Annotated in this window: 10 protein-coding genes and 2 tRNA genes; 3 read left to right on the top strand and 9 right to left on the bottom strand. The window is 37.5% G+C overall.

Annotated features, from left to right (window positions below; translation table 11 throughout):
* Positions 1 to 14 precede the first annotated feature (14 nt).
* Positions 15 to 866, top strand: a complete 852-nt coding sequence (locus CYTFE_RS0123000) for an AraC family transcriptional regulator (RefSeq protein WP_052343385.1) — start codon at positions 15 to 17, stop codon at positions 864 to 866.
* A gap of 88 nt (positions 867 to 954) precedes the next feature.
* On the opposite strand, the gene CYTFE_RS0122995 is transcribed toward CYTFE_RS0123000, so the two are convergent.
* From CYTFE_RS0122995 to CYTFE_RS27840, 4 genes are all read right to left on the bottom strand, one after another.
* Complete coding sequence (locus CYTFE_RS0122995) at positions 955 to 2,811, bottom strand: LamG domain-containing protein (protein ID WP_027473745.1); 1,857 nt, start codon at positions 2,809 to 2,811, stop codon at positions 955 to 957.
* 18 nt (positions 2,812 to 2,829) lie between these two features.
* On the bottom strand, positions 2,830 to 4,398 hold the full coding sequence (locus tag CYTFE_RS0122990; protein ID WP_154665720.1) for a SusD/RagB family nutrient-binding outer membrane lipoprotein: 1,569 nt from the start codon (positions 4,396 to 4,398) through the stop codon (positions 2,830 to 2,832).
* Positions 4,399 to 4,414: 16 nt separating this feature from the next.
* Complete coding sequence (locus tag CYTFE_RS0122985; protein WP_027473743.1) at positions 4,415 to 7,495, bottom strand: SusC/RagA family TonB-linked outer membrane protein; 3,081 nt, start codon at positions 7,493 to 7,495, stop codon at positions 4,415 to 4,417.
* Positions 7,496 to 7,986: 491 nt separating this feature from the next.
* A complete protein-coding gene (locus CYTFE_RS27840; protein WP_052343384.1) occupies positions 7,987 to 9,978 on the bottom strand; it encodes an endo-beta-N-acetylglucosaminidase in 1,992 nt (663 codons plus the stop codon).
* A 385-nt stretch (positions 9,979 to 10,363) separates the two neighbouring features.
* On the opposite strand from CYTFE_RS27840, the gene CYTFE_RS0122975 reads away from it, so the two are divergent.
* Positions 10,364 to 12,649, top strand: coding sequence for a GH92 family glycosyl hydrolase (locus CYTFE_RS0122975; protein ID WP_052343383.1), 2,286 nt, complete (start codon positions 10,364 to 10,366; stop codon positions 12,647 to 12,649).
* Positions 12,650 to 13,088: 439 nt separating this feature from the next.
* Here the strand turns inward: CYTFE_RS0122975 and CYTFE_RS0122970 are convergent, their stop codons facing one another.
* The gene (locus CYTFE_RS0122970; RefSeq protein ID WP_154665719.1) at positions 13,089 to 15,527 is read right to left on the bottom strand and encodes a DUF4982 domain-containing protein; all 2,439 of its coding nucleotides are present in this window, start codon (positions 15,525 to 15,527) and stop codon (positions 13,089 to 13,091) included.
* Positions 15,528 to 15,766: 239 nt separating this feature from the next.
* On the opposite strand from CYTFE_RS0122970, the gene CYTFE_RS0122965 reads away from it, so the two are divergent.
* Positions 15,767 to 16,936, top strand: coding sequence for an ATP-binding protein (locus CYTFE_RS0122965; RefSeq protein WP_027473740.1), 1,170 nt, complete (start codon positions 15,767 to 15,769; stop codon positions 16,934 to 16,936).
* Between the two features lie 402 nt (positions 16,937 to 17,338).
* On the opposite strand, the gene CYTFE_RS0122960 is transcribed toward CYTFE_RS0122965, so the two are convergent.
* From CYTFE_RS0122960 to mutS, 4 genes are all read right to left on the bottom strand, one after another.
* Positions 17,339 to 17,422 (bottom strand) — tRNA-Leu (locus CYTFE_RS0122960).
* A 22-nt stretch (positions 17,423 to 17,444) separates the two neighbouring features.
* A tRNA-Gly gene (locus CYTFE_RS0122955) sits at positions 17,445 to 17,517 on the bottom strand.
* A 168-nt stretch (positions 17,518 to 17,685) separates the two neighbouring features.
* On the bottom strand, positions 17,686 to 18,702 hold the full coding sequence (locus CYTFE_RS31350) for a MutS-related protein (protein ID WP_235207931.1): 1,017 nt from the start codon (positions 18,700 to 18,702) through the stop codon (positions 17,686 to 17,688).
* A 7-nt stretch (positions 18,703 to 18,709) separates the two neighbouring features.
* Positions 18,710 to 20,308, bottom strand: a complete 1,599-nt coding sequence (gene mutS / locus CYTFE_RS31345; RefSeq protein WP_235207930.1) for a DNA mismatch repair protein MutS — start codon at positions 20,306 to 20,308, stop codon at positions 18,710 to 18,712.
* Positions 20,309 to 20,349: the final 41 nt, after the last annotated feature.

Here is a 20,349-nt window from a genome sequence, read left to right as displayed (position 1 = left end):
AAAACTATTTTGTAATGGATATTAAAAATAAAATAAGAATTAGCCTGCCTTCCTTTTTAATTGAACCCAAAGATGTTTTTCATATTGTACGTAGAACCATAACGGCAGATGAAAATTTGGAATATCATGATCATGATTATGCCGAAGTTTTTTGGATAAAAGAAGGATCAGGAATACACTATATAAATGGGGAAAAACATAATATAGAAAAAGGAACACTATGCCTAATACGACCTCAAGATACGCATACCTTTGTCTCCACGGGAAACAACACAGGTCTGGTTGTTACCAATATTGCTTTTTATTTAGAAAGCTTAAAACTATTTAAAGACCGATATTTCCCCGACTCGGAGACATTTTTTTGGACAAAGGAGAAAATGCCGTATATGGTTCAATTGAACGCCGATCAACTCAATGAAATATCTTCTCTCTCTGATTATATTCTTTCCAAAAAACGTTCATATATCAATTTAGACATCATCATACTGCAGATTTTTAGAATGTTAAGTGAATCGTTCGAAGACATGGCTAACGATATGCCCCATTGGTTAGCCCTTGCTCTAGAACAATATAATTCACCGCAATTATTCAGAGAGGGTGTACCTGGATTTGTAGCACTTACCAATCGAACTACCGATCATGTAAACAAAATTATAAAACAATACCTCAATCAAACGCTCACTGAAACAGTGACAAAAATAAAAATGAACTATGCTGCACAACGATTGACCATGACTAATGTACCCATCAAAACCATTTGCTATAATTGTGGATTTAATGCCATCGGACATTTCTATAAAGTATTCAAAAAATACAATGGCATGACTCCCAACGAATACCGAGCCATTAACCACAAAGTATTCTGATCATAAAAAAACCGCAAATCTCTCAATGCAGAGAGACTTGCGGCACGAAACACCGTTGACCACATCAGATCAACATCATCAATCAATTTTATTTATTCCATTCAATACCCCTCATATCTCCTGTAAAGTTTCCAGTTTCATCAGTAAACTGAACTCCTTTCACTTTTGTCAATGGGAAATACATTCTTAAATTAGCCTCTGATCCAGCTATTTGAGCATTTAAATCATTCGCATCCAAAGCCTCATCCCAAATACGGAATTCCTTAATAGAACCATTCATCTTACCTCCCCAGGAGTTCCCTAACCAGGTTTCACCCCAGCCAGACTCGTTAGGATAACTGATATCAGATTGGGAAACAACCATTACACCATCTACATAAATAGACGTGGTTAATGCGTCTTGATCATGAACAATGGCAACATGTTGCCAATTACCAGGTTTAAGCGCCAAAGCAGGAGATTCAGGCCCTGACCAACCACCACTCGTTTCTGTGAAATTCCATATACGACCGGCATTTAGAATAGCCTCTTCGGTATATTCGTTATACCCATAAACTCTTAATCCGTAAGTTCCATTACCGAAAATTTCTCCATCACTACCACTTTCGAAAAAAAGCGTTTTTAATTTTACATCAAACTCTACGGTATAACTTCCTTGTGGAGTATAATTAGGTGTAATTCTAAATCCCACAGCATCAGAATCTTCACGATCAACATAAATACCATCGGCATCACCTACCAACATAGAATTGATAATAGCTATTTGTTCGTCAATAGTTGTGGCAAAATCATCTAAAGCAGACTGACGAGTTTCATTAGCAAGCATATCATTGCCCTCTGCAATGATGTTATCAATATAATCCAATGTCCCAACTGGATAATCTCCGTCATTTTCACCCTCAGTCACATTAGCCTTAAGTGTTTCCATTTTTACAATTGCAGCATTCAAATTGTCATAATCTAACACTACAACAGGAGGCTCAGCTACCCACTCAATCTCACCTACAGTTGTTGCGGTATAATTACCTGTTACATCACTAAATTCAGTCCCCAAATCAGATCCAAAAGGAAAGTAACAAATAAGACCCGACTCGGTTCCTTCAAATGATTGAGTCCTGTTTGCATCGATGGTAGCGGCGTCCAACACCGAATCCCACACTTTAAAATCCTTAACCACAGCATTACAAACGCGATCTGTCCAAGTAGGACTGTTACCAATAACAAAAGAAGCATCTGCAGCTAATAAATGCGTATTATCAATAGCGGCTACTTTAGCTCCATTGATAAATAATTCATGATGAGTTCCATCACTGGTCATGGTAACATCCATCCATTCTCCAGACTTCATAGTTCCTGCACCAGCTTGATCACCGGAATCAACCCAGTTACTATTACCTGTTACAACCTGGATACTACCATCACTAAAGTACCTAACTCCAAATCCACTGTCTGGATCTGATTGTTCTGCCGAAAACAAGTTGTTTGAATAACCTTTTGAATTTAAATCAACGATATAGCATTTCAACTCTATTGTCCAGGCTCCATCTAACACAGATTTAATATTATCAGAGATCTGAATATAAGTATCATTTTCCTGTTTGATCCATGGCATAGCAACAGCTACTGTACTGGCTTTAAAAATATCGATATATTTCTGCAACTTAATGGCCGCATCAGCGATGTCATCCTGTGAATCAGAATTATCTATCCTCCAATAAACCCAATCTACCACTTCTTGCAATTGATCCTTCGAACCGAGCTTATAATCACCTGCATTAATACCTTCTTCTGCATTTTCCATTAAATTTTCCGCTTCCGTGATCAAGGCCTCTAAAGACTGTGTTTCCCAAGACCCTTTCGTCTCATCATCCTCACAAGAGCCCAACGAGATAGCTATAAAAACAGAAATTAATCCCAATAGCCACTTTAATTTATACGATTTCATAGTATATACTTTTTAATGTTAAAAGTTAGAATTCATTAACCCATCCGACTTTGTTTTTGTATCAGATACATCCCACCAAACTCTAATATCCATACGATCTGCATCTAAGGAATTGAGAGAGACTGGCATATTAGTTTCGTTCAAACGATGCTCGTTATCCGGATACCTGATTCGTTTCACATAAGTCCCTTCAGCCACACTAGAGCTACTGCTTACACCACCTGCAGGCAAAGTCAAATCAGGATAATCAGTTCTACGGAAGTCGGCCCAACCTTCCACACCATTGGGGAAGTTAGCCAACCACTTTTGGGTAATAATTTTCTTTAACTGTGCTTCATTAGATCCGGCTAAATCAGCCACACCTTCTATATAAGCTGTAGCATCATCACTTTCAACACCTACATAATCCATTGAAGCCTGAATGCCTGCCTTATAGTAAGTATTTGGATTTTCCGACACCCATCCTCTTAAGGCTGCTTCAGCTAACAGAAATTGCACCTCCGAATAAAACATCACGGGACATGACATCGCATCTTCTCCACTTTGCGTAAAATCAACATATCCACCGTCAAGATTAAGGGTAGCATAATCTTCCTTAAACGAATCATCAATCGTATTTAGCCCATTTTTCAAACCAAAATAACGTGTTTTACCCACCTCTTCTTTCGTCATTGCGGTAGCCGTACCCTCCACATCTCTTTGATAGGCAAACCAAATAGACGCACGAGGATCTTCATCTACAGAAGATTCACTATAACAATAGTTCGAGAATGTCTCTGACATACGAATATTATTCCAATTCCATCCCATCTGGTTTATGTAATCGTACCATCCTTCACTCCACATTGAAACTTTGGCCACATCATCATTACTTGTCATTAACCCTCCTGGACCGTCGATGGCTGCTTTAACTTCTGCCTCTGCCTGTTCTGGATTAACATTAGAAATACGCATGGCCAGACGTAAACGTAGCGAGTTACCAAACCTTTTCCACTTATCCACATCTCCATCAAAAATCAGATCATATCCATCGGAATACACATACTGATCTGCGCCCCCGGTGATACTGGTTACCGCATTATCTAGTACTTTAAATAAGTCGGTATAAATTTCCTCTTGTGAGGTATAAGCAACGGCCTCTCCGGAAGGCGTTCCAAAATACGGTATATCACCGTAAGTATCCGACATTCTCGACCACCAATAACACATCCAAATATCTTTAATGGCAATGGCATCTACATAATTTGGATTTTCGCCAAACATTTGCTCCATAGCATCTGCACGGCGCAACATAGCTGCATAATGCTCACTCCATTGGTTACCGATCCAATCATCCACATACTCATAGCGTGAGGCTTCAAAACCAGATACCGTATTGGCCCAATATTGACTATATACATCTGGATAAAGATTTACATTTCTTTGATAATTGTTATAAACACCTTGTTCCATTGCGTTTAAGAAAAACTTAGGCTCCACGACATCTGTTGCATTAGATGGAACATTCATGTCGCCAAAATCATCGGAACAGCTACTGATGATGCCTACCATCACCAATGATATTATTGCTAAATATATTTTTTTCATGCTATTCAATTTTTTATTAAAATCCAATATTTAAAGAAAAACCATAGGTTCTGGTTGCAGGTACCGACGAAACATCATATGCTTGCGCCGTATATTCGGTACTAAAGGCTCCTGCATCGGGTACAGTACCCGGTGTGTCCTTATAAAAATACAATAAATTCCTACCTACAAAAGAGATACGTGCTGACTTAACTGGATTATTAGGTATTTTATTAAAAAATGACTGAGGAATATTGTATCCCAAAACCACTTCCTTTAATTTCATATGTGATGCATCATAAACAAACTCCTCATCCACAGTAGCTATATGGCTGAAATAATCCTCAGCTGTAGTGATGGTATGATTTGCACTTCCATCCGCAGTAACTCCGTCCACAAAAAATGACATTCTATCATCTTTTAAAGTACGCTTTGCTGTACCTGCACTGGTGGCTCCTTGTTCAGCCAATGAAACAACATCTCCTCCTTGCTGCACCGATACTAGTGCGCCAAGAAAAATCCCTTTGTAATCAGCTCTTAAATTAATAGAACCCGTCCAATCTGCCTGCATATTTCCAATCACATTATCAGATGACTCAGTACGAATGGGTAATCCATCATCCTCACCAACAACAAGACGTCCTTGATCATCTCTAACATAAATAGTTCCTCGAATATCACCTAATTTACCTCCTTCAACAGCCCAAATACTCCTACCGAAAGTAAATTCTTTCAACGCAGTCGGATCATTCTTATCCTCTAATTCTTCCAAAGTGCCTTTATTCTTCGCAAAGTTGAAATCCAGTCCTAATTTAAAATCATTGGTTTTAATAGGCACTGTACTCAACATTACTTCAAGACCCTTATTTTGAATTAATCCGGCATTGATCAAACGATAGGGGTATCCTGAACTCTGAACCCCTTCAACTTCAAGAATTTGATTTTTTGTTTCTTCATTATAGTAGGTCATATCCAAACCTATACGTCCGTTAAACAAACGGACATCAGCACCAAGCTCCCAAGAAGTAGAAAGTTCTGGTTTCAAATCCTTAAACACCTGTGTGATGGGCACATTTCCAATAGTATATCCATAATTCCAAGTTTCCAAAGTATAGTTCTCACTTGTTTGGTATGGATCAGTAGCTTTACCCACTTTTGCCCATGATCCTCTTAATTTAGCAAAGGAAACCCAGCTTGGTAAGGCAATCATTTCGGATACAATACCTGACAAACTAACGGATGGGTAAAAATATGAATTATCAAAATCTGCATCCTGAGCTGTTAAAGTAGATGACCAATCATTACGCGCTGTAAGATCCAGATACAACATACCTCTATATGCCAACTGACCAAAACCATAAATAGAACGGGTTTCCTGTTCTGTAATATCTTCCCAGGCCTCAATATTAGCACCCGCTTCCAGGAAATAATCATCTTCAGACGAAAGTTTTCCCGAAGAAGTACTTAATCCTCGTTCATAACGATTCATCGTATTGGCTCCTACATTTAAACCCAATTGAAAATCCTCATTTAATTGCTTGTTATAGCTCAATAAGAATTCATAATTCTCTTCTTTAAAACTAGATTGTTCCGAACGATAACTTGGACGTCTGCTACTATCTACGTTATCAGAGTACAAATATCCTTCAGTAGCTCTAAAGTTGAAAAAATCCATACCATACTTGAATTTAGCTTTTAAATCTGATGTAATGGTGATATTTGCTGCTGCATAACCAAAAAATCTATTTTTTGTATCCTCATTAGTGGTTTGTGCTTGCAAAAAATATGGATTTCGATAATTTGGACCTGCTGTCGTATATAATTTTTCAACATGTTTTGCCTCAATAATATCATAACCCGGCTCTAAATCCTGGTTTCGAATATTCATAGGCATCGTATTGAAATAAGATACATAACTATAATTCCCTATCTCAGGTCTTTCTTTTCCTTCTGTTAAAAAGTAAGAAAACTTCGTATCCACATTTAACCAACTATTGATATTATAATCAGCTCTTAAGTCAAAACTCGTTTTATCAACCTCATGCCCTTCATAAATACCTTCTAACATATTTTTACCCACCGATACACGGTAACTACCATCATCATTTCCATTATGCATCGATATATTATGATTTTGACTAACTCCTGTTCTGGTAAAATCTTTTAATCGGTCTTTTTGTACTTCAAATGGAATCGTTTCTCCTGTCCAAGATTCAAACATTTGTCCTTCCATTTCTGGTCCCCAAGAACTTACAGCTTCGTTGCTATATTCTCCATCTGTACCTTGACCATATTTTTCCTGAAGATCAAGCATATAAGCAGCTTCCGAAATAGTAACAGACCCCGCATAATTAATTCCTAAGCCTGAACCTTTCGTTCCTTTTTTTGTAGTGACCAAAATAACTCCATTACCACCTCGTTCTCCATATAACGCAGCAGCACTAGGCCCCTTAAGAACCGAAACAGATTCAATATCCTCAGGATTCAAGTCAAATGCTCCTCCTGCTCGTGAAGTACCTCCCCACTCACTACCATTTCGGCTATTACCATCATCAAAAGGAACTCCATCCACAATCCAAAGCGGACTATTATTATCACTTAATGAACTTGCTCCACGTATTTCAATACGGGACGTTCCACCTACCCCAGTACCGGCTTGATTAATTTGCACACCAGCCACCTTACCTTGTAACGAACTTACCAGGTTAGCATCACCAGATTGTGTTAACTGCTCTGCTTTTACATCTTGCACAGCATACCCCAGTGCTTTTTTCTCCCTTTTTATTCCTAAAGCAGTCACCACCACTTCATCTAGACCTGTAATATCTGAGATCAAAGTTACATTAACAACGGATTGGCCTGCAATGGCTACCTCTTGTTGCTTAAACCCTATAAAAGAAAAAGTTAAAGATGCCTCTCCACTTTCTGCTTCAAGCGTATACACCCCATCAATATTAGTGATTGTACCATTAACATTGTTTCCTTTTTCAATTACATTTACCCCGGGAACGGGGTCCCCCATTTCATCTATCACTTTACCTGTAACTTTATGCTGAGCAACCAGAGTTGCCGAAACCAAAAAGACAAGTAAAAAAAGACTTAAAAAACTTTTCATCATGATTCTAATTTTTAATAGTTTTTCTTCTTTCTAAAATTCCATTCGTAATATGTTTCTGATTATTCTGACAGATGTAAGGCAAATTAAGCACAAACTGTCTTTTTGTATCCTACTGTGTATTCCATGTAGTTGATTTATGTTAAAAATAGTGTTAATTTATGTTTCCTTTTGTAAATTATTGTCAATTACAAATCTATAACTTGCCTCCCAGTTCAGCAAATTTATTAATTACTCTAAAACGGCTTTTTATTACCTTTTAGCGCCTTTGTTTTGATGTAAAAAATACTACTTCGTTTGACACAAGCTTTCATCGGTTATCTTTTTCTTTCATAAGTCATATGAAACTCGTCTAAATGAATCATCTCCTTATGTGCCAAACAATTCCCATGACTCGTTCCATTTCATTAAAATCAACCTTATTTTAAATTATTGAACCACAATTAATAACGCACAGTGCACATTAGTAACACATTCTAGATCATCAAAATACTTCACTCTACTTCCAATAATGAAAAGGGGGATAATACATAATCCATTCCGACGGCCTCAATAGCTAGTGTAAGTTTCTCATCTTTACGCTTTGGCACCATGGGTAAAAAGCATGCATTACTGGTTGTTCCCCCAAGAAAAGACTTTTGACCATTTGCGTTGATTTTATAAATGCGATAATAAAAAACATCCTGATTTAGCCTCTCCCATTTTACTCTCATATTTAATACTCCATGTTTAATTTCTGCCTTTTCCTCTATGGAAAAACCTGATACAGAAGGTAAAGAAGACACTCTATCTATAACACTTAATTGTCCTATTCGCACATGATGATTTTGTCCTTTCCCCAACATTAGCGCTATTCGACATAATTTCTGATCTTCATAATTTCCTATATTAAAAGAGTCTAAACACCACTCTTCTCCATTAGATTCATAAATTGGAATAATCTTTTCTTTACCATTTTCAAACGTCAACAATAAGTTCACGTCTGAATGACTTAATTTCTTACAACCGATACGTAGAACTGTACTATTCGTTACATCCAACCTAGTACCAAACAAAGGAATAATATCATTCTCATTGGAATAACCTTTTATTTCCAAGCAATTACCTCCATTATAAGCATCTGTAAAATCATAGCCAATACTTAATTTTTCGCTTTCAACCACCCACCTCCATGTTGGCTGTATATCTTGAAGAGATAGATTATTCCATCCGTTTCTCCAGTGTACAGAAGTAACATCCTCCCCATTACGAAAATATTTCTCTCCATGACCTGTACAAAAATTCGTTACAAAAGGTTTTTTTGTAACGGCTGTTTTTGCCGGAACATAATAAGCCACTCCCTTCCAATTATGGCTGGTTTCGGTCTTTGCAGGATTACCTTTTTCTCCCACCCAAAAGCGACTTTCTCGTTGATAAAAATCATAAATATTTTTAGCACTGGAAAAGGTCCATGAGGGAACATAAAAGGCCAATGAAGCCGCATGAGATTCTCCCTCAGGAAATAGAACATTAAAATTAGCTCCTTGGGGATAGGTATAACCTATTTCTGTTTCATATCCATTATTCTGCACATCGATACCTCCATAAACGTCATATATATTACGACCCAATTTTTCAACTTTCTTTTTTGTTCTTCGCAGATTTTCTGAATTATATCTAAAATCTAAAAACATCTGATCTGAAACCAAGGTATCTCCACTTTGAAAAAACATTTGATTACGATCATTAATTTCATGTTGCCAATTAACTGTTCCATCATTTAACATGGCATCGTACCACTGAATAGACAAATCTGAATGCTTTTTATAATATATCATAAATTCCTGCATGGCTTTAGCCAACGCAAAATCCTGCTCTACCTCTCCTTTTTTTCCGGTTTCCTGATTGATAAACCAACCATCAAAACCAAAATATTTAGCCACCTCAATTAGTTTATCAGCCACAGGAAAAATACCATCTTTATGTTGAACAAACTGAGATACCCATTCTCTCTTACCTCCATAAGCCATAGGAGGAAAAAAAACGGTTCCATAAACAGGAACTCCGTTTCGATGCGCTGCATCTATAACAGGTGCCGGGGGTGCAACAATCATTCCTTCATAAGATGATCCTCCCCAATACACCATCAAATCGCAATATTGCCAATATGTAAATGCATAATAATCTTTTACTAGAGAACCTTGGGAAGGATTAGATGATGTTGGTGCAAATATGGGTAATACCTCTACCTTTGCCTCGTTTGCTCTTGCATGACTATTAACCTTAAAATCAGGATTATAATATTTAGTTGCTAACGAGGTAAAGCTTCTATTATAAATTGCGTCAGCATCTTTACTTACATCCCACTCCAACAACTCATCTATAAACCAATAGGCCGAATATGGTTGTAAAGTATCAGCCAACTGGGCCTTTATAGCAACTGATACCATCGAAAAAAACATCAAAAACAATGCTTCTTTGAATAATATATTTTTCAATGATTGCATACTCTTTATTATAACTTAATTTTCGGTTTCAAAATTACAATCCTATTTAATGTTGATCAAAATTATATATTGTGTGCTAACATACTTTTTGTACTCTATTCCGTTATTTGTAAAAATCAGTTGCTAATCGTTAACATTCCTCAATATTTACTTGTCGGCTTTTAACAAATTAATATATCCCCCCATACCTCTAAATAATATTCTACGGCCACTATTTATTGTCATTTAACGATATTACACCTCTACAACTTTTATATAAGCCTTGGATTTTGAAACTTTGTCTTTTTATAAAAAAAGATCTATATACATTAAATATAAACTTAATAATTAGCTTAATTTACACCTGCTGCATACAGACTTCCAGCACATTAATAAATCAGATACAATGAAAACAGTTTTTTTGCCTCTAATTCTACTGGTACTATTCATTTCTTACTCTTGCGGAGATGAACAGGTGAACACCACAAATGTTGAAGATATCAACGCATTGGTAAACCCATTTATAGGAACCGATTTCCACGGACATATGTATCCCGGAGCCACTGTCCCTTTTGGAATGGTCCAACTGAGTCCGGATACACGCACCAAGGGTTGGGATGCTTGTTCAGGATACCATTATTCTGATTCAGTCATTCTTGGCTTTAGTCATACCCATCTGAGTGGCACAGGCATAGGTGATATGGGCGACATCTTACTAATGCCTTATACGGGCAAAGCATCTCTCCAATCCGGCGAAGGTGAACCCAAAGGTATTGGCTATAAATCATCCTTCAAAAAAGAAAACGAAGAAGCACACCCGGGCTACTACAGCGTATTTTTAGATGATCCACAGGTAAAAGTGGAACTATCCAGCACCCAAAGAGCAGGTATTCATAAATACACGTTTCCTAAATCAGATCATGCCGGTTTCATTCTCGACTTAGCACACAGCATTCATCAACAACCAGTTACAGAGGCCGACATACAGATAATAAGCAACACAGAAATAGCCGGTTATCGCAAAACAAAAGGATGGGCCATCAACCACTATGTCTATTTTAACGCAAAGTTTTCCAAACCTTTTACCGTCCAATTGTACAACAACGATGTCTTGATCAAAAATAAAAAGAGTATATCCGGCACCAAGGTAAAAGCAATCATCAGCTTTAACACAAGCGATAAAGAAGAAGTCTTTGTTAGTGTTGGAATTAGTCCTGTGGATCATCAGGGAGCTGCACAAAATTTAATGGCAGAAATACCTGATTTCAACTTCAACAAGGTAGTTAAAAACGCACAAGCCAGTTGGCAAAAAGAGCTTTCTAAAATCCAAATAAGTGGAGGTACTGCCGACGAACAAACCGTATTCTACACCGCTCTTTATCACACGAACCTCTCTCCCATTATTTATACCGATGCTGACGGTAGATACCGCGGGATGGATCACCAAATACACTCATCACAACAAAAGAGCTATACAATCTATTCTTTATGGGATACTTACAGAGCGCAACATCCCCTTTTCACCATTATTAAACCCGAATATAACCAAGATTTAATAAGAGATCTTTTACGTAAGAGTAAAGAGGGTGGAATATTACCCATGTGGGAATTAGCAGCCAACTACACAGGAACTATGATCGGCTCTCATGCTGTTCCAGTTATTGCTGATGCTTATATGAAAGGCAACCGTGATTTCGATGCTGATTTAGCATTACAAGCCATGATTGAAGCTGTTGAATACGATTCCATTAGACCAATTCAATACCCAACACCCGCATTTATCCCGGCACTCATGCCCAAAGCAAAACTGTATGATAAGCAATATGGATACATACCTAATGACCTGGAAATTTCATCAACATCCAAAGGATTAGAATTTGCCTATGATTATTGGTGTATTGCAACAATGGCAAAAGAAATGGGAAAAACGGATATTGCAAATCACTATTATAAACGATCACAGCATTATAAAGCCTATTTTGATAAGGAAACTGGCTTTATGCGAGGAAAAAACAGAGATGGCTCATGGAAAAAACCATTTAACCCTCGCTTTTCTGCACACTGGAAAACTCCCTATGCTGAAGGTAATGCATGGCAATGGACCTGGTATGTACCACATGATATAAATGGCTTAATGAATCTTTTGGGTGGCAAGAAGCAATTCGGCATAAAACTGGATTCCTTATTCACCATTACCTCCGAAGTATTAGGAGAAGAAAAATCAGCCGATATTACCGGACTAATCGGACAATATGCACATGGTAACGAACCTAGCCACCACATTGCCTACTTATTTAACTACGCCGACATGCCTTGGCGCACACAAGAAGTCGTTAGCGATATTCGTTCAAAATTTTATACCAACACACCCGATGGACTATGTGGAAACGAGGATTGCGGACAAATGTCGGCCTGGTATATTTTAAATGCCATGGGTTTTTACCCTGTTTGCCCCGGTGACAATATGTACTCCATAGGGGTTCCCGTTTTTGATCATATTCGTATTGCTGTTGGCAACAATAAAACATTTGAAGTAATCGCTAAAAATAACTCAACTGAAAACAAATATGTGCAAAAAGTATATTTAAATGGAAAAGCATTAGATAGCCATCTCATTCATCACGCTGACATCATGAAGGGCGGTGAACTAATTTTCGAGATGGGAAAAGAGAAAGTTATTTTCTGGAAATGAAACATATTTTTACCAGGACGAAGTATTAGAACATTGTCATGAGAATTTACAATACATCAATAAAAAACTTGTTGAAATGAAGCATAGCAATGCTATAGTGAGCTGAAACGAGCCATGGGAATGGTTTCACACACAGAAGAATGATTAATCCTGTTGAGTTCATATGATATTTGAAAGATAAATTCAGATATGTAAAACAAGTTAGCTGGCGACTTGATTGCCAGTAATTTTATTCGCAATAGATTTTCTAAGAAAATATTTAACACCAATGGCCTCATTGACTCATCGATGAGGCCATTGATATCTTATCAGAAAAACTATATTCTGCGGGTGCCAGCTCTATCTTAAAAATGATCAGCGAGAAAAAAAACATTAATCTTTAGGGGATATCAGTTACAGCAAATAAATGACACCCTTGATCGAAATTTAAAAATGAAACCTATAGGTCATGTGCATTTCCCGCAGCTATTGTAATTTTTTCTTTTTTCAATCCAGCACCTGTCACTGTCAGCTCAATATCTCCAGCTTTCATAGATGACTGAACCAACACCACCAACTTTCCACTAAAAGTTTTCATACTAGGTTGATGAAATAACTCCAAGGAGGTGGCATCTCCATTACAAGCTGCTCTAAATTTACCACTACCCTTCACTTTGAAGGAAAGCTTATTGATTGCGGCTGGACAAGGATTCCCTTCTTTATCAACAATTGTTGCTGTCACATAACTTATATCTTCTCCATTGGCATCTATTATGGATCTGTCTGCCTCCAATTTTATACCCCAAGGCTCTCCTGCGGTTACGATCGACTTCTCTGCTACGGCAATTCCATCATCATCATAAGCCACCACTGTTAATGTTCCTGGCTCATATTTAACATCCATCCACATCAGACGATAACGATTTAACTTAGTATCCTCATTCTTTCGTTGAATGCCCTGACTTTTCCCATTCACAAACAATTCTGCACTACGATAATTGGTATACACAAATACGGGTGTAATTTCACCTTCTCTCCCCTTCCAATTCCAGTGTGGAAGTATATGCAAAGTTTCCTCTTTAGTATTCCATCTACTACGATACAAATAATACCTATCCTTGGGCAAACCAGCCAAATCACAAATACCAAAATATGAACTACGTGAAGGCCAATACTTATCATAAGGAGTAGGCTCGCCTAGATAATCAAAACCTGTCCATACAAATTCACCAATCACCCAAGGTCTATCATCCTGCAAAACAAAATCATCTTCAGGAATATTGGACCAATTACAATATTCCAAATCATAAGAAGAACACTGTAAGTCAGCATATATTTTACCTGCTTCCTGTACCAGAGGGAACTTATAAACACCCCTTGAACTTACAGTAGAGGCTGTCTCAGAGCCCAAAAGAATACCTTGAGGAAATTTTTCATAGGCCTCATCATATAAATGTGTTCGATAATTTAATCCTGGAACATCCAATATAGCACCAAAACCGCTTTCCATCACAGCCTTCACCTGATCCATACCAACAGTAACAGGTCTGGTCGGATCTTCCCTGTGGAAAATATCCTGTAGCCATTTTGCTCTTTTAACACCTTCACTTCCGTACTGATCAGGAACCTCATTACCAGCACTCCACATTACAATACATGGGTGATTACGCGTTGCACGCACCAAATTAATAACATCTTTTTCAGCCCAATCGTCAAAATACAGATGATAACCATTGTTTACTTTGGGCTTTTTCCACTCATCAAAGCTTTCCGCCAAAAACAAAAAACCCATCTCATCACAGAGCTCCAATTGCTCAAACGATGGCATATTATGAGCCGAACGAATAGCATTACAGCCCATATCTTTAAGGATGGTAAGCTGCCTTTTTAGCGCTGCTCTATTCACTGCCGTGCCAAGGGGACCCAAATCGTGATGCAAACAGACCCCTTTAAACTTAGTCACCTTGCCATTTAACTCAAAACCATTAGTGGCTGAATATTTGATCTGCCTGATTCCGAAACGTATCTTCTCAGTATCTTTTAAAACATCATTTTGATATAATTTCAGTTCGGCAGTATATAAATACGGATTCTCAGGACTCCAAAGTCTTGGATTTGTAACCGCTATATTTTGTTCTATCTCGTCTGCAAACCTATCCGCCGCTTCATCTTTAGCAACAACATTTCCTTGCGCATCTTTAATAATAGTAATCACCTTAACATGATCGCCCTGTACCTGAGAGCGAATATTCACTTTACTAACATCCTCTGATACATAAGGAGTAGTAATAAAATGCCCCCAATGCTTAAAACTCACCTTATCTTTAACAATAAGCCTGACTTTACGATATAAACCTGCTCCGGGATACCAACGTGAAGAAAAAGCTTTATTTTTAAGACGGACAGCTATCACCACGTCCTTTTCTGAATCAAAGTAATCAGATATATCAAAATAAAAGTAACTATAACCATAGGGTCTAACACCAATCTTTTGACCATTTACATAGACTTCTGCCTGACTCATGGCACCATCAAAAGTAAGCAACGTTTGCTTTCCTTGTGCATATTCAGGCAACTGAACCTTTGTTCTATACCAACCAACTCCAATAAAAGGCAAAGCACCTGTCCGACCTGTCTTCTCTGTGGCCTTTTTTTCATTGTTCTGTACAATTCTCACAAGCTGTTTATCCACTTCCTGATCAAACGGACCATATATAGCCCAATCATGAGGAACTGTCACAGTTTCCCAATCAGAATCGTCAAAATCAACTTGTGAATTGGACGCATTATCTTCCCTTGAAAATTTCCATTGAACAAGTTCTTTATTAAATCGTTGAGCAAATAAACTTGAACCACAAACCAAAAACAGAAAAAACAAAACCTTACTTAGATTCATCATTACTATAGCCATTAAATTATTTCACACCAAACTTATATATATTTTTCACTTACAAGTCCATAAGTAAAATGTAAAACTACAAATTTATATAAATACAATATACATCAAGGTATTAAGATAATTCTTTAACTTTTATCACATAAAAAACAGCACTGCACTATTAATAGTGCAATATATTCAAATATTGCACATTTGGTTGTGCATTTTATTATATTTGTATAAACAAATTGTTTAACGCGATGAGAACTCTATATCAGAAATTTGAAATTTTATTACAAAATACGACTACAGATTTTAAGCGCTATCTGTATCAAGAAATTTCTTGGAATAGCAGAATGGTCGGGATTATTGGTCCTAGAGGTGTTGGAAAAACAACAATGATTCTACAGTATATAAAAGAGAATTTAGGTAGTAAACAAGCTTTGTACGTATCTGCTGACGATATGTACTTTAGCGAAAATAGATTAGTAGATTTAGCTGATATTTTTTATAAGAATGCTGGGGAATACTTATTTATTGATGAGATTCACAAATATGAAGATTGGTCTCGAGAATTAAAAAATATTTATGACTCATATCCAGACTTGAAGGTTGTATTTACGGGGTCTTCTGTACTCGACATACTAAAAGGTTCTGCTGACTTAAGTAGACGTGCATTAATATACAAATTACAAGGACTTTCTTTTAGAGAATACCTCCATTTCTTTCACAATAAAAAAGTTGAAACTTTCACTCTCGAAAATATTGTAAATAGAGAGATTCAGCTTGCGGATATAAAACACCCACTACCATTATTCAATGACTACCTGCAGCGAGGTTATTATCCATTTGGAATTGAAAATGAGCTTAATCTTCGCTTAGGACAAATAGTAGTTCAAACTTTAGAAACCGACATTCCTCAATATGCAAATATGAATGTTGGAACTAGCCGGAAATTGAAGCGTTTATTGTCTATAATCTCTGAAAGTGTACCATTCAAACCCAATTTATCAAAGATTGCCGAAATGATTAGTGTTAGCAGAAACTCTCTAGATGACTACTTTATGTATATGGAGAAGGCAGGCCTTATCAGTCAACTACGAAATGAAACCAGTGGAATTCGAAGTCTAGGTAAAGTTGACAAAGTCTATCTTGACAATACCAATTTAATTTATAGTTTAGCTGGCGAAAAATCTAATATAGGTAATATAAGAGAAACCTTTTTTCTGAATCAAATGAGAGTAAGAAATGAGGTTATATCATCAAAGAATGCTGATTTTGTTATCAAAGACTCCTCATTCGAAGTTGGAGGGAAGAATAAACAGCAAAAACAAATAGAAAAAAATGGAAAATCATATATCGTAAAAGATGACATTGAATTTGGGTATTTGAATGTATTACCTTTATGGGCTTTTGGCTTAAATTATTAGGAGTTTTGCTAATTGTTGTGTGTCTAAATGGAGATTATTCATTCATTGAGAGTTATTGAATATGGTTATGGATCAATTGTAACTACTTTTGTTTTACTTGAAGTCATTTCAAGGCTGGAATTCAACTCTCTAAACCTTTTAACGCGTCAACATAGCAACTCTACAACTTGGTAACTTAATATCCCTTCTGGTAAGAATAGAGCCAGTAGCTCCGATGATAGTTCTTCTTTCACAATTTATTTTTTCCGTTTCTATTTAACAGCTAAATAAATACTTATTTTTCAACAGACCCAACTTTTGCACGTGATCCACGACCCCTTGTATCATCTAGTTAGTTACCATGCACGGCACACCAAAAAAAAAAGCGCTTAAAACAAATGTTCTAAGCGCTTTTTAAACTTGTACTCGAGGCGGGACTTGAACCCGCACGTCCTAATGGACACAAGATTTTAAGTCTTGCGTGTCTACCAATTCCACCACTCGAGCATCCTGGACTTATCATCCGGAGAGCGAAAAACGGGACTCGAACCCGCGACCCCGACCTTGGCAAGGTCGTGCTCTACCAACTGAGCTATTTTCGCCTCTGTCAACACTCTACAACCGTTCATGCCTGTCGTTACTCGCATGTAGTATTTCGTGATTGCGGATGCAAATATAGAGCATTTTAAATTACTGACAAATTTTTTTTCCCTTTTGAACAAACTTTTTTTTTGCCCATTTTTCACTTTATTGATTACCAGAATAAAACATCAGCTAATACCTGTAAACTTTTTTATTTCGTTTAATTTATTGAGGGCTTCCATGGGGGTTAAATTATTAATATCGGTATTCGCAATCTCATCACGAATCTGTTTCAACACTGGATCATCCAGTTGGAAAAAGCTCATTTGATAGCCTTCGCGTTGTTGACCCAAATCGTTTACTGGCTTCGATAAGTTTCCTTTACGCTTCGTACCTTCCAGCTCCTCCAGTATTTCATTGGCTCTATTCACCACACTTTTGGGCATTCCTGCCATCCGTGCCACATGAATACCAAAGCTATGTTCACTACCTCCTCGCACCAACTTACGTAAGAATATTACCCTATTATCTACTTCTTTCACCGACACATTAAAGTTCTTACATCGCGCAAACGATCTCTCCATTTCGTTCAGCTCATGATAGTGAGTAGCAAACAAGGTCTTTGCCTTAGCTCGCTTATTTTCATGGATATATTCTACGATACTCCAAGCAATGGAGATACCATCATACGTACTCGTTCCACGTCCCAACTCATCAAATAGTATAAGACTACGTGCTGAAATATTATTCAAAATACTAGCTGCTTCATTCATCTCCACCATAAAAGTAGATTCCCCAGCTGAGATATTATCTGAAGCTCCAACACGGGTAAATACCTTATCAACCACACCGATTCTGGCCGATTCGGCCGGTACAAAACACCCTATTTGCCCCATCAACACAACCAAGGCTGTTTGACGAAGCAAGGCCGACTTACCAGCCATATTAGGTCCCGTAATAATGATAACCTGTTGCTTCTCGCTATCTAAGTAAACATCATTAGGCACATACTCCTCACCTGCAGGCAACTGCGTTTCGATTACAGGGTGGCGACCCGACTTAATATCAATCACATCACTATCTTCAATAACAGGACGAACATATTTATTTTGAGCGGCTATGGTTGAAAATGACAACAAACAATCAAGCTTGGCCAGCAAACTAGCATCCAATTGAATCGCTGCCAAATATTCCCCCAGACTCATCACCAGATTATTGAATAGTTGTTTCCAGCGTCAATATTTTTTCTTCAGCACCCAAGATCTTAGCCTCGTATTCCTTCAGCTCTTCAGTGATATAACGCTCTGCATTCACTAAAGTTTGCTTTCTGATCCACTCCTCAGGCACCTTGTCTTTATGTGTATTTCGTACCTCGATATAATAGCCAAAAACATTGTTAAAACTAATTTTAAGAGACGGAATACCTGTCCTTTCAATTTCTCGCTGAACCAGATTATTCAAATAATCCTTGCCTGAAAAAGCAATTTTACGAAGCTCATCCAGCTCTTCGGATACCCCTTCACCAATTACATTTCCTTTATTAATTTGAACAGGAGGATCTGCAGCAATTTCATTTTCTATTCTGGTTCTTATACTCACACAAGGATTGAGCTGCTCACCAATACCTTTCAAAGTTTCATTACTACTATCCTCACACCCTTTTTTGATAGGTTCAATTGCGGTCAGAGCCATTTTCACCTGCACCACCTCTCTAGGAGAAATTCTACCCACGGCCACTTTCGATACCAAACGCTCTAAATCTCCTACCGGACGCAACAAATCTTCCAAGTGTTCTTTAAAATCCGGCTCTTTAAAAAAGTACTCAACAGCCGATAATCGATCTTCAATCAACTTCACCTCTTTCAGAGGCAAAGCCACCCATCTTTTGAGCATACGACTCCCCATGGGAGAAACTGTTTTATCAATCACCGAAACCAAGGAATTACCACCCTCATTGACTGTCCCAAAGAGTTCTAGATTACGGATAGTAAACTTATCCAACCATACATATTTATCTTCCTCTATTCTGGATAAGCCTGTGATATGCTGCACCCTGTTATGCTGGGTTAAATCCAGATAATGCATCACTGCACCAGCAGCCACAATTCCATATTTCAAATTATGAACCCCATATCCCTTTAATGATTTGGTTTCAAAATGCTTTAGCAGTCTATCATGCGCAGAATCTTCAGTAAACACCCAGTCTTCTAAACCATAGGTATAAAATTTATCACCAAAATTTTCGATAAATTGACTCCTCTTGCTTTTTTCAAAAAGTACTTCTTTGGGTTTAAATCCATTCAACAACTTATCAATATACTCAAAACGACCTTCTGCAGTCAGAAACTCACCTGTTGAAATATCCAAAAAGGCAACACCTGCTACCTTTTTATCCATATGCACCGAGGCTAAAAAGTTATTCTCTTTATGTTCCAGCACATTATCGCCCATAGCCACCCCTGGCGTTACCAACTCAGTAACACCACGTTTCACAATATTTTTAGTCATCTTAGGATCTTCTAACTGATCACACACGGCCACCCTTTGACCGGCACGCACCAACTTAGGAAGATAAGTATCCAGGGCATGATGTGGAAAACCAGCCAGCTCAACATAAGAAGCTGCTCCATTAGCTCTTCTAGTCAAAGTAATTCCCAATATCTCCGCCGTTTTGATTGCATCGTCCGAAAATGTCTCATAAAAATCACCCACCCTGAATAATAATATTGCGTCTGGATGCTTATCTTTAATGGAATAATATTGCTTCATCAACGGAGTTTGCACCGCTTTCTTTCCTTCTTTTTTAGCCACCGAATCCCTTTTTATCTTGTTATAATCCTAATTTAAAACAA

The organism is Saccharicrinis fermentans DSM 9555 = JCM 21142 (genome assembly GCF_000517085.1).
GTDB classification, from domain to species: domain Bacteria; phylum Bacteroidota; class Bacteroidia; order Bacteroidales; family Marinilabiliaceae; genus Saccharicrinis; species Saccharicrinis fermentans.
Note: the sequence above shows the minus strand (reverse complement) of the source record. Positions and strands in the feature narration are given on the sequence as shown.

Bases quoted from the DNA above. Each gene is read 5' to 3' on its own strand.
- CYTFE_RS0123000 (WP_052343385.1), top strand. From the start codon at position 15: ATGGATATTAAAAATAAAATAAGAATTAGCCTGCCTTCCTTTTTAATT.
- CYTFE_RS0122995 (WP_027473745.1), bottom strand. From the start codon at position 2,811: ATGAAATCGTATAAATTAAAGTGGCTATTGGGATTAATTTCTGTTTTT.
- CYTFE_RS0122990 (WP_154665720.1), bottom strand. From the start codon at position 4,398: ATGAAAAAAATATATTTAGCAATAATATCATTGGTGATGGTAGGCATC.
- CYTFE_RS0122985 (WP_027473743.1), bottom strand. From the start codon at position 7,495: ATGATGAAAAGTTTTTTAAGTCTTTTTTTACTTGTCTTTTTGGTTTCG.
- CYTFE_RS27840 (WP_052343384.1), bottom strand. From the start codon at position 9,978: ATGCAATCATTGAAAAATATATTATTCAAAGAAGCATTGTTTTTGATG.
- CYTFE_RS0122975 (WP_052343383.1), top strand. From the start codon at position 10,364: ATGAAAACAGTTTTTTTGCCTCTAATTCTACTGGTACTATTCATTTCT.
- CYTFE_RS0122970 (WP_154665719.1), bottom strand. From the start codon at position 15,527: ATGATGAATCTAAGTAAGGTTTTGTTTTTTCTGTTTTTGGTTTGTGGT.
- CYTFE_RS0122965 (WP_027473740.1), top strand. From the start codon at position 15,767: ATGAGAACTCTATATCAGAAATTTGAAATTTTATTACAAAATACGACT.
- CYTFE_RS31350 (WP_235207931.1), bottom strand. From the start codon at position 18,702: ATGAGTCTGGGGGAATATTTGGCAGCGATTCAATTGGATGCTAGTTTG.